The sequence below is a fragment of the Pseudomonas sp. BIGb0164 genome (assembly GCF_024810135.1).
GTDB lineage: Bacteria > Pseudomonadota > Gammaproteobacteria > Pseudomonadales > Pseudomonadaceae > Aquipseudomonas.
Window position 1 is genome coordinate 469,216 of the sequence record NZ_JANUEA010000005.1, and the last position, 13,418, is coordinate 482,633.

Below are 13,418 nucleotides of genomic sequence, written 5' to 3' on the forward strand. Positions count from 1 at the left end.
AAGTAACACATGCATCAACTGACACGCCGCCTTCGCGAGCAAGCCCGCTCCCACATTTTTGACCGTATTCCAAGGCATAAAAAACGCCAACCCTAGGGTTGGCGTTTTTGTGCAGCGCTTAACACGTCACTGCGGTTTCTTGCGACCAAAACCAGGACGCTGACCCGAACCGGCCGGGGCGCCGCGGCGCTTGCCCGACGGCTCGTCCGCCACCAGTTTCGGGCCAGGGCGCTTGTTCGCCGCTGGCTTGGCTGGACGCTTGGTGCTGGCGTTGTCGGCCGGACGTTCGCTTTCACCGCGGTTGCTGCGACCACCGGCCGGCGCTGGGCGCGGTGCACGTGGCGCACGTTCACCTTCCTGGCGCGACGGCGCGGTTGGGCGACGCTCGCCTTCGATCTGCGGCTCACGGGAAATACGACCGCCGGTTGCCGGTGCATTCAGCGCCGGGCGCAGGGTGCGGGCCACGCGTTCGGTACGCGGCACAGGGCGCGACGATTTACGCTGCATCCGCTCAAGCTTGTCTTTGCTCTTGGCGTTCATCTGCGGCATGGCGACCGGCGTCAGGCCCACTTCGGCGCTGAGGATGTCGACTTCGTACTGGCTCATTTCGCGCCAGCGGCCCATCGGCAGGTCGGAGTTCAGGAACACCGGGCCGAAACGCACGCGCTTCAGGCGGCTGACCACCAGGCCCTGGGATTCCCACAAGCGACGTACTTCGCGGTTACGGCCTTCCATCACCACGCAGTGGTACCAGTGGTTGAAACCTTCGCCACCTGGCGCCTGCTTGATGTCGGTGAACTTGGCCGGGCCGTCTTCCAGCACCACGCCCGCCTTGAGGCGTTCGATCATCTCGTCGTCAACTTCGCCACGTACGCGCACGGCGTATTCGCGGTCCATCTCGTACGACGGGTGCATCAGGCGGTTGGCCAGCTCACCGTCGGTGGTGAACATCAGCAAGCCGGTGGTGTTGATGTCCAGGCGACCGATGTTGATCCAGCGGCCTTCTTTGGGCTTGGGCATCTTGTCGAACACGGTCGGACGGCCTTCCGGGTCGTCACGGGTGCAGATCTCGCCGTCCGGCTTGTTGTACATGATCACGCGGCGCACCGATTCGGCGGCCTCTTCACGCTTGATGACCTTGCCATCAATGCTGATTGCATCGTGCAGGTCGACGCGCTGGCCGAGGGTAGCCTCGACGCCGTTGACCTTGATGCGCTTCTGGGTGATCCAGGCTTCGACGTCGCGGCGCGAGCCCACGCCGATACGCGCCAGCACCTTTTGCAGTTTTTCGCCTGCTGGGCCGATTTCCTGGCTGTCGTTCTGGTCTTTGTCGTTCATCTTAAGCACCTCCCGGTGGGTCGATTCAGGCTTGGCCTGAAGAGTGTTGAAAGCGGGGCTTTGGCCGACTGTGCCGGCAAAGGGTCGCGAATCATACGCGTATGGCGCGCGTTGCGCATCAGAGACTAGTCGATAAAGGCCAAGTCACCTGCTTTACGCCGACCGGTGGACCACAGCGGGTCAAAATGTGGGAGCGGGCTTGCTCGCGAATGCGGTGGATCAGTCGCCATCTCCGGTGACTGACCCTCCGCTTTCGCGAGCAAGCCCGCTCCCACAGGGGTTCAGCAGTGTTTGCAGGAACGCGTCAGTCCTCGAACTGGCGGCGCTCGGCTTCAATGGCTTCGGCCAGGGCGCGGGCTTCGTCTTCTTCGTCGCTCAGGGGCGGCTGCTCCAGGGCGGCGACGGCGGCGAGTAGTTTTTCGCGGGCTTCGGCGACGCCGAGGATGTCTTCCTCGGGTTCCGGCTCAGGCTCGGCCTCGGGTTCACTGTTTTCCTGGGTTTGCGGCTCGGCAGCGCCGTCACGCAGCAAATCGTCGAAGTCGGTCTTGATGCCCTGCTCCATATCGTCCAGTTCCAGCAGCAAGGTGTGGAAACTGGTTTCGTCCTTCGGTTCTTCCGGTTCGGCGCTGGCGTCGGCCAGTTCCTGCAGGCCCTCGGGCACCGGCGCATCGTCGAAATCGAGCACCGGCTCGGCTTCCATCTCGCGCAGTTCGGCAAGCGGCGGCAAATCATCAAGGTTCTTCAGGTTGAAGTGGTCGAGAAACACCTTGGTGGTGGCGAACATCGCCGGTTTGCCGGGCACGTCGCGGTAGCCGACGATGCGGATCCACTCCCGTTCCAGCAGCGTCTTGACGATATGGCTGTTGACCGCCACGCCCCGCACGTCCTCGATCTCGCCCCGGGTGATCGGCTGGCGATAGGCGATCAGCGCCATGGTCTCCAACATCGCCCGGGAATAACGCTGCGGGCGTTCTTCCCACAAACGGCCGACCCACGGGGAAAACTTCTCACGGATCTGCAGGCGATAACCCGACGCCACTTCGCGCAGCTCAAAGGCACGGCCGTCGCAGGACTTGCGCAGGATCTCCAGCGCCTTCTTGAATACCGGCGGCTCGGGGCGCTCGGCTTCTTCAAAGAGTTCGAACAGGCGCTCCAACGATTGCGGTTTGCCCGAGGCCAGTAGAAAGGCCTCCAGCAACGGGGCCAGTTCGCGGGGTTCAGTCAGATTCATTGATTCAGCTCTTTATTCGGCTCGCGCCCGCACGTGGATAGCCGCAAAAGGCTCATTCTGGACCAGCTCGACCAAGGATTCCTTGACCAGTTCGAGGATCGCCATAAAGGTCACCACCACCCCCAGGCGCCCTTCTTCCGCAGTAAACAGCTCAACAAACGGCACAAAGCCGCCGCCCTTGAGGCGTTCCAGCACATCACTCATGCGCTCACGGGTGGACAGCGCCTCGCGACTCACCTGGTGGCTTTCAAACATGTCGCCACGGCGCAGCACCTCGGCCATGGACATCAGCAATTCTTCCAGGCTCACGTCCGGCAGCAGCTTGCGCGCGCGGGCCTCGGGGGCATCGAGCTTGGGCACCACCACGTCACGGCCCACCCGGCTCAAGCCGTCGATGCCTTCGGCGGCGGCCTTGAAGCGTTCGTACTCCTGCAGGCGGCGGATCAGTTCGGCACGCGGGTCGTCTTCTTCGGCTTCCACCGTCTCCGAACGCGGCAACAGCATGCGCGACTTGATCTCGGCGAGCATGGCGGCCATCACCAGGTACTCGGCAGCCAGTTCCAGGCGCACCGACTGCATCAACTCGACATAGCCCATGTACTGGCGGGTGATTTCCGCCACCGGGATGTCGAGGATGTTGATGTTCTGCTTGCGGATCAGGTACAGCAGCAAGTCGAGCGGGCCTTCGAAGGCGTCGAGGAAAACCTCCAGGGCATCCGGCGGGATGTACAGATCCAGGGGCATTTCCATGACCGCCTGGCCATAGACCATGGCAAATGGCAGCTCCTGTTGGGCGCCGGCCTGGGGGTCAACCGTTTCCACCACCGACATTCAGGCCTCGACCATGAACGGAGCCGGGTCACCGCAACCCACGCGGATCACTTCGGGTTCACCGTCGGCCAAGTTGATCACGGTTGAGGCCTTGTTGCCGCCGTAGCCGCCATCGATGATCAGGTCCACCTGCTTTTCCAGCAGTGAACGCATTTCGTACGGGTCGTAAAGCGGCTCGGTCTCGCCGGGCATGATCAGCGACACGCTCATCAGCGGCTCACCCAGCTCCTCCAGCAGCGCCAGGGCAATCGGGTGCTCGGGCACGCGCAGGCCGATGGTGCGTTTCTTGGGGTGCAGCAACAGGCGCGGCACTTCACGGGTGGCGTTGAGAATAAAGGTGTAGGGCCCCGGCGTGTGGGCCTTGAGCAAGCGGAAGGTGCCGGTGTCGACCTTGGCGAACAGGCCGAGCTGGGACAGGTCGCTGCAGATCAGCGCGAAGTTGTGCTTGTCGTCCAACTGACGCAGGCGTCTGACACGCTCGACCGCACCCTTGTCGCCGATCTGGCAACCAATGGCGTAGGACGAGTCCGTTGGATAGATCACCACGCCACCGGCACGGATGATCTCCACGGCTTGCTTGATCAGGCGCGCCTGGGGGTTTTCCGGATGAATCTGGAAGAATTGACTCACGTGTTCTACCTGTTCAGACGGTGGCAATAATGGGGTCATGCTTGAATCGCCCCCACAAGAGCGGCAGGTCTTCCGGGACGGGGCGGTACTCGCCGATCTCGGACCAGCCGCCTGGGCCATGAAAATCACTGCCGGCGCTGACCAGCAGACCAAATTCGCGGGCAAGAATCGCCAGGCTGCCCACCTGCTCGGCGGGTTGGTGCCCGTTGACCACCTCGATGGCGTGGCCCCCCGCTCCAATATAGTCGGCAATCAGCTTGCGGCGCTTGCTGCGGGTGAAATCGTAATGCCAGGGATGCGCCAGGCTGACCCAGGCCCCGGAGGCCCGCAAGGTCTCGACGGTGTCTTCCAGGGTCGGCCAGTGCTGCTTCACATCCCCCAACTTGCCGGCGCCCAGCCATTTGCGGAAGGCTTCGGCGCGGTCTTTGACAAAACCTTCACGCACCATCCAGTCGGCAAAGTGCGGCCGGGCCGGTGCGTTGCCGCTGTCCCCCAGTTCCTGCTGGATCGCGCGGGCGCCTTCGAGGGCGTTGGGCATGCCTTTGAGGCTGAGTTTTCGGCTTATTTCTTCGGACCGCAGCCAGCGGCCATCGTGCAAATCGGCGATGGCCTGCACCAACGGCGGGGCCTTTTGGTCGAAACCGTAGCCCAGTACATGAATGGTGGCGCCACCCCAGGTGCAGGACAACTCCACGCCGTTGACCAGTTGCATGCCCAATGAATGGGCGGCTTCACGGGCTTCGTCCAAGCCTTCGAGGGTGTCGTGGTCGGTCAACGCCAGGACTCGCACGCCTTTTTCAAACGCACGCGCAACCAGTACCGCAGGCGCCAGGGCGCCGTCGGAGGCCGTGCTGTGGCAGTGCAAATCAACATTCACGGGGATGTGTAACCTCAAGTCAGGTGGCGCTTTCGCTACCAAGGATGTTTGTTATTATGCCGCCACATCCAGCTTCTGGCTCTTACTGTGAAACAATTCATCGACTTCATCCCGCTGTTGCTGTTTTTCATCGTTTATAAACTCGACCCCAGGGTCATCGATCTCGCCGGCCATGAACTGACGGTAGGAGGCATCTACAGCGCCACCGCCGTGCTGATCATCAGCTCCGTCGTGGTCTACGGCGCCATCTTCATCTCCCAGCGCAAGCTGGAAAAAAGCCAATGGCTGACCCTGGTCGCCTGCCTGGTCTTCGGCAGCCTGACCCTGGCCTTCCACAGCGAAACCTTCCTCAAGTGGAAAGCCCCGGTGGTGAACTGGCTGTTCGCCCTGGCCTTCATTGGCAGCCACTTCATCGGTGACCGCCTGCTGATCAAGCGGATCATGGGCCACGCACTGACCCTGCCGGAGCCGGTCTGGACACGCCTGAACGTGGCCTGGATCGTGTTTTTCCTGTTCTGTGGCGCTGCCAACCTGTTCGTGGCGTTCACCTTCCAGAGCTACTGGGTCGACTTCAAGGTCTTCGGCAGCCTGGGCATGACCGTATTGTTCCTGATCGGCCAGGGTATCTACCTGTCGCGCCACCTGCATGACACCGACCCTACCACGCCAAAAACCGAGGACTGACATGCTCTACGCCATCATCGCCACCGACGTCGCCAATTCGCTGGAAAAACGCCTGGCCGCACGTCCGGCCCACCTGGAGCGCCTGAACGTATTGCAGGCCGAAGGCCGTCTCGTGCTGGCGGGCCCGCATCCGGCTGTCGACAGCAATGACCCGGGCGCGGCGGGTTTCACCGGCAGCCTGGTGGTTGCCCAGTTCGCTTCCCTGGCTGACGCCCAGGCCTGGGCCAAGGCCGATCCGTATGTCGCGGCAGGCGTTTACGCCGACGTCGTGATCAAGCCGTTCAAGCAAGTCTTGCCTTGATAACGGCGGCGCCGAACCTATTCGGTTCGGCAATCGCCTGATGGCTCATCATTCTCGGTAACCTGCCGACAACGTTCTGAATATTCGTGTGGAATCAGGAGTTCCGATGCGCTTAAGTCAGTTGTGTCTGTTGGCAGTGTTAATGATCGGGGCCACGGCCCACGCTGAAGAACCCTCGAACACCGGCAGTTCCACGCCCCTGTCCTTGAGTGCCGGCAGCCAGATCACCGATTTGCAGCAACGTTTGAAAGAAAGCGAGCGATTGCGCGAAGAACTGAGCAAACAATTGCAAAATGCAGACGCTGCTCGCGAAAGCGCCCAACTGAGTCGCTTGCGCCAGGAGAACCAACGCCTGGTCCAGCAACTCAAAGAAACACAAAGTGGCGCCTTGACCCGCTGGCTGACCGAGCAACAACAGTGGTTTGTCACCGGTGGGGCTGTCGCACTGATCGCCTTGCTGTGCGGGATCTTCGCCAGCGGTGGGCACCGTCGCCGTCGACAATGGCTAAATTGAGTGAGTCATGAGCGAGCTGTTACTGATAGATGATGACCAGGAGCTCTGTGAGCTGCTGACCAGTTGGTTGAGCCAGGAAGGTTTCCAGGTGCGTGCCTGCCACGACGGCTTGAGTGCGCGCAAAGCCCTGGCCGACAGCGCACCGGCCGCGGTGGTGCTCGACGTGATGCTGCCCGACGGCAGCGGCCTTGAGCTGCTCAAGCAATTGCGCAACGACCATCCGGAGTTGCCAGTGCTGATGCTCTCGGCCCGGGGCGAACCGCTGGACCGCATCCTCGGCCTGGAACTGGGCGCCGACGACTACCTGGCCAAGCCCTGCGACCCGCGCGAACTCACGGCCCGGTTGCGCGCCGTGTTGCGCCGCAGCCACCCGGCCGCCGTGTCCACCCAGCTGGAACTGGGCGATCTGTGCTTCAGCCCGGTGCGTGGCGTGGTCACTATCGATGAACAGGAATTCCCCCTCACCGTCTCCGAAAGCCGCCTGCTGGAAGCCTTGCTACGCCAGCCGGGCGAGCCGCTGGACAAGCAGGAACTGGCGCAGATCGCCCTGGGCCGCAAGCTGACCCTTTACGATCGCAGCCTGGACATGCACGTGAGCAACCTGCGCAAGAAGATCGGCCCGCACCCGGACGGCCGCCCACGCATCGTGGCGCTGCGTAGCCGGGGCTACTACTACAGCCTCTGAACACACTGCAGAAGTCCTGTGGAAGCTGGCTTGTGTGGGAGCGGGCTTGCTCGCGAATGCGGTAGATCGGCCACTCTTTGCGGCGACTGACACACCGCCTTCGCGAGCAAGCCCGCTCCCACATTTGAATAGCTAAGCCCTGATAGTTTTGTCAGTTCGCCTCAAAATCCTCTTTACCCAAGCTTTACCCACACCTGACCGCCGCTGACCTCTATCTCCTTAATCTACTCACATCCGGACTCACCGGAATAGAGACAGGAGAATCACCATGCGCAAGACCCTTATCGCTTTGATGTTCGCCGCTGCCCTGCCAACCGTTGCCATGGCGGCACTGCCTGACGGCCCAGGCCCGATGGGCGGCCCCGAAGGCCACATGATGGGTGGCCCGGGCCACGGCGGTGAACACGGTCCGCGTGGCAAAGGCGGCCCCTTCAGCCAGCTGGACCTGACCAAGGAACAGCGCCAGCAGATCGGCAAGCTGATGGGCGACCAATGGCACGCTCGCAAAGACCTGGTCAAAAAGTACCTGGATAAACTCCCGGCCGCTGACCAGAAAGCCATGCAGGACGAAATCGCAGCCGGCAAGCAGAAAACCCAAGCCGACATCCGTGCCGTGCTCAAGCCTGATCAGCAGAAGAAGTTCGACGAGATCGTCAAGAAACAAGCCGAGCGCCGTGCCGAGTGGAAGGAATTCCAGGCCTGGAAAGCGCAACAACCGCAAAAAGCGCAATAATGGCTTAGCGTCACGCTCCAGCCCAGTGGTCACCGCCACTGGGCTTTTCCTGTTTGAGGGTTTCCTGTGCGTTCATTGTTCTGGCGTATCCTGGCCAGTTTCTGGCTGGCCATCGCCCTGGTTGCCGGGTTGTCGATTCTGCTTGGGCACATGCTCAACCAGGACGCCTGGATTCTCAGCCGTCACCCCGGCCTCAATACCCTGGCGCAGGAGTGGACGCAGCGCTATGAAACCCAGGGCGAAGATGCCGCTCAGGAGTTGCTGCAACAGCGCAAACGCCAGTACCACATCGACGTACAAGTGCTGAATGAAAGCGGTGACCCGGTGGTTCGCGGCACCTTCCCGCGCCGTGCCGCCGCCTTCGAAGCCCGGCAAAACGACAGCCAGGACGGTCACCTGCCTTGGCGCCGCCTGACCGCCGAATACACCAGTGAAAAAACCGGCGATACCTACCTGCTGATCTACCGCATTCCCCACCCGGAACTGGATGCCTGGCACCGCAGCAGCCTAGCCTGGCCCTTGAGCGCGCTGGCAATTGCCCTGGTGGTGCTGACCCTGTTCAGCCTGCTGGTGACGCTGTCCATCACCCGCCCGCTCAGCCGCTTGCGTGGCGCGGTGCATGACCTCGGCCAGACCACCTACCAGCAAAACAGCCTGGCGCGCCTGGCCAACCGGCGTGATGAGTTCGGCGTATTGGCCACCGACTTCAACCGCATGGGCGCGCGCCTGCAAAGCCTGATCGGCAGCCAGCGCCAGTTGCTGCGCGACGTGTCCCACGAACTGCGCTCGCCCCTGGCGCGCCTGCGCATCGCCCTGGCCCTGGCCGAACGCGCCAGCCCCGAAGAACGGGAAAAACTCTGGCCACGCCTGACCCGTGAATGCGACCGCCTGGAAGCGCTGATCAGCGAAATCCTGGTACTGGCCCGCGTCGATGCCGACAATGCCGGCGCCGAAGAGGTTGACCTCACCCCACTGCTCAAGGCCCTGCAAAAGGACGCGCAACTGGGCGCCCCCGACCAGGTGGTGCAACTGAGCGGCGAAACCGACCTGCACCTCAAAGGCTGGCCGACCATGATTGAACGCGCCGTGGACAACCTGCTGCGCAACGCCCAGCGTTTCAACCCGCAAGGCCAGCCCATCGAGCTGAGTGCCCAACACTTGAGCGAACGCATTCTGATCAGCGTGCGCGACCACGGGCCCGGTGTTGAAGAGGAACACCTGAGCCAATTGGGCGAGCCGTTCTTTCGCGCCCCCGGTCAGGTCTCCCAAGGCCACGGGCTGGGCCTGGCGATTGCGCGCCGCGCGGCCGAGCGGCATGGCGGCAGCCTGATCCTGGCCAACCATCCGCAAGGCGGTTTTATTGCCAGCATCGACCTGCCATTGGAGCCGGGGGTTGCCACACCGCCCTGAGGATCTTCTATAGTGGCCCTTCTCTTACGGAGGGCCTTTGATGACTGACCTGCTGACACCCATCCAAGCCGCACTCGCTTTACCCCCTACACCGCTGACCTTTACCGAAGCCGGCGCCCTGCCCTCGACCTTCGCCGTGACCGACCTGGCCAGCGCCAGCATCGGCGCCGCCGGCCAGGCCGTGGCCCAGTTGATCGAGCAACAGACCGGGCGCTTGCCGGGTGTCACCGTAGACCGGCGCCTGGCGTCCTTCTGGTTTTCCTCGTCCATTCGCCCGGTCGGCTGGCAAGTGCCGCCCCTGTGGGACCCGGTGGCCGGTGATTACGCCTGCGCCGACGGCTGGATCCGTTTGCACACCAACGCGCCCCACCACCGCGCCGCCGCCGAACGCGTGCTGGGCAAGGTCGCCGACCGTACCGAGATGGCGAGCAAAGTAGCCCCCTGGAACGCTGCCGAACTGGAACAGGCGATTGTCGATGCAGGCGGTTGCGCCGCGCAGATGCGCACCTGGCAAGCCTGGCAGGCCCACCCGCAAGGGCTGGCGGTGAATGCCGAAGCGCTGGTGCAGCGCCAGACCTATGACACCACCACCGACAAACCCTGGCTCGGCAACGTGGCGCGCCCCTTGGCCGGCCTTAAGGTGCTTGACCTGACTCGCGTACTGGCTGGCCCGGTGGCCAGTCGCTTCCTCGCAGGCCTGGGCGCCGATGTGCTGCGCATCGATTCACCCGCCTGGAACGAACCCGGCGTAGTGCCGGAAATGACCCTGGGCAAACGCTGCGCCCGCCTGGACCTCAAGAGCGCCGAAGGCCGGCAGGTCTTTGAAACGTTACTCAAAGAGGCCGACATCCTGTTCCACGGTTACCGTGCCGATGCCTTGGAAGAACTGGGCTACACCGCCAACGCGCTGCAGCAGATTGCGCCCGGCCTGATCGACGTGAGCCTCAACGCCTACGGCTGGAGCGGCCCCTGGCGCAACCGTCGGGGCTTCGACAGCCTGGTGCAGATGAGCAGCGGGATCGCCGACGCCGGCATGGCCTGGAAACAGGCGGACAAACCGGTGCCTTTGCCGTTGCAGGCACTGGATCACGCCACCGGGTATCTGATGGCGGCCGCTGCGATTCAGGCGTTGAGCGTGCGGCTGAAGTCAGGACGTGGCGGTTCGGCGCGGTTGTCGTTGGCGCGCACGGCGACGTTGTTGGTGGAGGCTGGGCAGGTGCCCGAGCAGCCTGCGTTGCGGGCCGAGGAGCCGAGTGATCAGGGGTTGGTGGTAGAGCAAACCAGTTGGGGGCCCGCCCATCGGTTATTGGCGCCGTTGACCATCAGCGGCACGCCGTTGCAGTGGGATTTGGCGGCGGGGGAATTGGGGTCACACCGGGCGCAGTGGTGACCTGACGAACGCCTTCGCGAGCAAGCCCGCTCCCACATTTTGACCGTATTTCAAAGGGTGTACGCGGTATAAATGTGGGGGCGGGCTTGCTCGCGAAGAGGCCCTCACAGCCACCCTCAATCTCCCCTTTGCAACGACGTCCACAAATGCTGCGCCGCATACGCCCGGAGCGGCCGCCATGCCTCGGCCCGCGCCAATAACTGTCGCGCCGAGACCGGCCCACCTTCCAGCGCCGCCAGCGCGTTGATCAAACCGATATCCCCCGACGCAAACGCATCGGCCTCGCGCATCTGGCGCATGGCGATGTACTGCGCGGTCCAGTCGCCAATCCCCGGCAACGCAACCAAGCGCGCCACGCCTTCCTTGAGGCTGGCCTTGGGTTCAAACAGTTCAGGATCATCCAACAGCGCCTGAGCCACTCCGGACAAGGTGCGGCCACGGGCTTTGGGCATGCCCAACGTGGCCAGGTCCGCCGCCGCCAACACTTCGGCGGTGGGAAATACATGGGTGATGCCCCCATGGGGCGTCTCCAGCGGCGTACCGTATTGCGCCACCAACTTGCCCGCCAGGCGGATCGCCGCGACCACCGTGATCTGTTGGCCCAGCACGGCACGAATGGCCAGCTCCAGGCCGTCCCAGGTGCCCGGCACCCGCAAGCCGGGGCGTGCGGCAACCAATTGCGCCATCAGCGGGTCCTTCGCCAATTGCGCGTTGATCAGTTGCGGCTGGGCGTCCAGGTTAAACATGTTGCGCAACCGCCGTTCGATCTCGGGCAAGGCCGACGGGCTCGGAAAATCGACATCAACGTCCAGCCAATCCCCTGCCCCCGGCGCCACGCTGATCAGGCCAGGTTGCCCGTTCACACGGATACTGCGCCGGTACACGCCGGCCTCGACGGTCTCCAACCCGCTGATCGCCCGCAGCGACAAAAAACCCACCATCGCCGCCCAATCATAGGGCGGTTGATACGCCAGTTTCACAACGACAGCACCCCGCTGTACAACCCATACGCCGCCAACCCCGCGCCAGCGATCACGCAGCTGAAAATGCCTTTTTCCATGGGCGTGAACAAGGGCTGGCCCTGCTCACGCTTGGCCAGTGCAAACAGGATCACCCCCGGCGCGTACAGCAGCGCCGACAGCAACAGGTATTTCAAGCCGCCGGCATACAAGAGCCACACGGCGTAGACGAGGGCGATCAGACCGACGAGCAAATCCTTCATGCGACGGCGCTGGGCACCTTCATAGGTTTCACCGCGCCCGCTCAACAGCACGGCGTAGGCCGCCGACCACAGGTACGGCACCAGAATCATCGAGGACGCCAGGTAGATCAGCGTGGTGTAGGTGCTTTGGGAAAACAGCGTAATCACCAGGAACAGCTGGATCATCACATTGGTCAGCCACAAGGCATTGACCGGCACCTGGTTGGCATTTTCCTTCTTCAAGAACGCCGGCATGGTCCTGTCATGGGCGGTGGCGTAGAGGATTTCCGCGCAGAGCAACGCCCAGGACAGCAAGGCACCGAGCAACGAAACCGCCAGGCCGATGCTGATCGCCATCGCGCCCCAAGGGCCGACGATATGCTCCAGCACACCGGCCAACGACGGGTTTTGCAATTGCGCCAGTTCTGGCTGGCTCATGATCCCCAAGGACAACACATTCACCAGCACCAACAGTGCGAGCACGCCGAGAAACCCGATCACCGTGGCGCGCCCCACGTCCGAACGTTTTTCGGCGCGGGCCGAATACACGCTGGCGCCCTCAATGCCAATAAACACAAACACGGTGACCAGCATCATGTGACGCACCTGGTCCACCACGCTGCCCATGCTCGGGTTGCCCAGGCCCCAGATATCGCGGGTGAAGATATCGGCCTTGAACGCCACGGCAGCAATCACGATGAACATCAGCAGCGGCACGATCTTCGCCACGGTGGTCACCTGGTTGATGAACGCCGCCTCCTTGATCCCGCGCATCACTAGAAAATGCACGGCCCACAGCAACAGCGACGCGCAAGCGATGGCGATGGGCGTGTTGCCCTGGCCGAACACCGGGAAAAAGTAACCGAGGGTGCTAAATAGCAACACGAAGTAACCGACGTTGCCCATCCACGCACTGATCCAATAGCCCCAGGCCGATGAAAACCCCATGTAATCGCCAAAACCGGCCTTGGCGTAGGCATACACACCCGAGTCCAGCTCGGGTTTGCGATTGGCCAGGGTCTGGAATACGAAGGCCAGGGTCAGCATGCCGACGGCGGTGATCGCCCAGCCGATCAACACGGCACCGACCTCGGCACGGGCCGCCATGTTCTGCGGCAATGAGAAAATCCCGCCGCCAATCATCGAGCCCACCACCAGGGCAATCAGAGCACCAAGTCGAAGTTTCTGGGCCGGTTGGGACATGAAAACTCCTGAATAAAAATAATTGCTTGAGCTGACAACTGTGCACTCAACTCATTAACTCAGCGAGTGTAGCGTTTATTAGGGACCGCGATAAAACAGGCAGGCTCATAACGTAATGGCATGTCAATTATTCAAGTTTAGGCTTATTTAGAATTTAAATACCGCTTGAACTTCGCCGTTCGCGAGCTACGCCACACTGTCAATGAGAAAAGTTTGCACATTCAAAAAAACAGACTAGCTTCAAACGTCCACACCCCTGACTAAATGATTAACCACAACGGGCGCAAGGCTCTGGAACAAGCCTTCCCGAGGACTTCCATCGCCCACGAACTTTCAGCCTAAGTCATTAATTCACAATGGAATGTGCCAATGAAGTGATCTGAGTCAGCT

At 62.3% G+C, this 13,418-nt stretch carries 14 protein-coding genes; 7 read left to right on the plus strand and 7 right to left on the minus strand.

Features of this window, described 5'->3' with window-relative positions; translation table 11 throughout:
• Window positions 1-126 precede the first annotated feature (126 nt).
• The 5 genes from rluB to M2394_RS16480 all read right to left on the minus strand — a co-directional run bounded on the left by rluB (window position 127) and on the right by M2394_RS16480 (window position 4,907).
• On the minus strand, window positions 127-1,338 hold the full coding sequence (gene rluB / locus M2394_RS16460) for a 23S rRNA pseudouridine(2605) synthase RluB (RefSeq protein WP_259173169.1): 1,212 nt from the start codon (window positions 1,336-1,338) through the stop codon (window positions 127-129).
• 304 nt (window positions 1,339-1,642) lie between these two features.
• Window positions 1,643-2,569 (minus strand): SMC-Scp complex subunit ScpB, encoded by a 927-nt coding sequence (scpB, locus tag M2394_RS16465; RefSeq protein WP_178925312.1) that lies wholly within the window; start codon window positions 2,567-2,569, stop codon window positions 1,643-1,645.
• A 12-nt stretch (window positions 2,570-2,581) separates the two neighbouring features.
• Entirely contained in the window at window positions 2,582-3,280 is a 699-nt protein-coding gene (locus M2394_RS16470) for a ScpA family protein (RefSeq protein WP_178925357.1), read from the minus strand.
• A 120-nt stretch (window positions 3,281-3,400) separates the two neighbouring features.
• Entirely contained in the window at window positions 3,401-4,030 is a 630-nt protein-coding gene (locus tag M2394_RS16475; RefSeq protein WP_178925359.1) for an L-threonylcarbamoyladenylate synthase, read from the minus strand.
• 13 nt (window positions 4,031-4,043) lie between these two features.
• Window positions 4,044-4,907 (minus strand): PHP domain-containing protein, encoded by an 864-nt coding sequence (locus M2394_RS16480; protein ID WP_178925314.1) that lies wholly within the window; start codon window positions 4,905-4,907, stop codon window positions 4,044-4,046.
• 87 nt (window positions 4,908-4,994) lie between these two features.
• Here M2394_RS16480 and M2394_RS16485 point away from each other — a divergent pair, with 87 nt between their 5' ends.
• The 7 genes from M2394_RS16485 (at window position 4,995) to M2394_RS16515 (ending at window position 10,624) form a co-directional block, all read left to right on the plus strand.
• Window positions 4,995-5,591 (plus strand): septation protein A, encoded by a 597-nt coding sequence (locus tag M2394_RS16485; RefSeq protein WP_178925316.1) that lies wholly within the window; start codon window positions 4,995-4,997, stop codon window positions 5,589-5,591.
• 1 nt (window position 5,592) lies between these two features.
• Window positions 5,593-5,892 (plus strand): YciI family protein, encoded by a 300-nt coding sequence (locus tag M2394_RS16490; protein WP_178925318.1) that lies wholly within the window; start codon window positions 5,593-5,595, stop codon window positions 5,890-5,892.
• Window positions 5,893-5,998: 106 nt separating this feature from the next.
• Complete coding sequence (locus tag M2394_RS16495; protein WP_178925320.1) at window positions 5,999-6,406, plus strand: translation initiation factor 2; 408 nt, start codon at window positions 5,999-6,001, stop codon at window positions 6,404-6,406.
• A 7-nt stretch (window positions 6,407-6,413) separates the two neighbouring features.
• Window positions 6,414-7,091 (plus strand): response regulator transcription factor, encoded by a 678-nt coding sequence (locus M2394_RS16500; protein WP_176994278.1) that lies wholly within the window; start codon window positions 6,414-6,416, stop codon window positions 7,089-7,091.
• Between the two features lie 268 nt (window positions 7,092-7,359).
• Complete coding sequence (locus tag M2394_RS16505; RefSeq protein WP_176994279.1) at window positions 7,360-7,824, plus strand: LTXXQ domain protein; 465 nt, start codon at window positions 7,360-7,362, stop codon at window positions 7,822-7,824.
• A 66-nt stretch (window positions 7,825-7,890) separates the two neighbouring features.
• The gene (locus M2394_RS16510) at window positions 7,891-9,234 is read left to right on the plus strand and encodes a HAMP domain-containing sensor histidine kinase (protein WP_259173170.1); all 1,344 of its coding nucleotides are present in this window, start codon (window positions 7,891-7,893) and stop codon (window positions 9,232-9,234) included.
• A gap of 40 nt (window positions 9,235-9,274) precedes the next feature.
• Window positions 9,275-10,624: a CoA transferase gene (locus tag M2394_RS16515; RefSeq protein ID WP_259173171.1), complete on the plus strand. Its 1,350-nt coding sequence runs from the start codon at window positions 9,275-9,277 to the stop codon at window positions 10,622-10,624.
• 116 nt (window positions 10,625-10,740) lie between these two features.
• Here M2394_RS16515 and M2394_RS16520 read toward each other — a convergent pair whose 3' ends face one another.
• Window positions 10,741-11,604 carry a DNA-3-methyladenine glycosylase gene (locus M2394_RS16520; RefSeq protein ID WP_259173172.1) on the minus strand — a complete coding sequence of 288 codons (864 nt, stop codon included), beginning with the start codon at window positions 11,602-11,604 and terminating at the stop codon, window positions 10,741-10,743.
• Window positions 11,601-13,028, minus strand: coding sequence for an arginine-ornithine antiporter (gene arcD, locus M2394_RS16525; protein WP_259173173.1), 1,428 nt, complete (start codon window positions 13,026-13,028; stop codon window positions 11,601-11,603). Before arcD ends, M2394_RS16520 begins: the two co-directional genes overlap by 4 nt.
• Between the last annotated feature and the right edge of the window lie 390 nt (window positions 13,029-13,418).

What these genes read in the sequence shown, in the direction of transcription:
- M2394_RS16490 (WP_178925318.1), top strand. Translation starts at nt 5,593, where the DNA reads ATGCTCTACGCCATCATCGCCACCGACGTCGCCAATTCGCTGGAAAAA.
- scpB (WP_178925312.1), bottom strand. Translation starts at nt 2,569, where the DNA reads ATGAATCTGACTGAACCCCGCGAACTGGCCCCGTTGCTGGAGGCCTTT.
- arcD (WP_259173173.1), bottom strand. Translation starts at nt 13,028, where the DNA reads ATGTCCCAACCGGCCCAGAAACTTCGACTTGGTGCTCTGATTGCCCTG.
- rluB (WP_259173169.1), bottom strand. Translation starts at nt 1,338, where the DNA reads ATGAACGACAAAGACCAGAACGACAGCCAGGAAATCGGCCCAGCAGGC.
- M2394_RS16495 (WP_178925320.1), top strand. Translation starts at nt 5,999, where the DNA reads ATGCGCTTAAGTCAGTTGTGTCTGTTGGCAGTGTTAATGATCGGGGCC.
- M2394_RS16515 (WP_259173171.1), top strand. Translation starts at nt 9,275, where the DNA reads ATGACTGACCTGCTGACACCCATCCAAGCCGCACTCGCTTTACCCCCT.
- M2394_RS16500 (WP_176994278.1), top strand. Translation starts at nt 6,414, where the DNA reads ATGAGCGAGCTGTTACTGATAGATGATGACCAGGAGCTCTGTGAGCTG.
- M2394_RS16505 (WP_176994279.1), top strand. Translation starts at nt 7,360, where the DNA reads ATGCGCAAGACCCTTATCGCTTTGATGTTCGCCGCTGCCCTGCCAACC.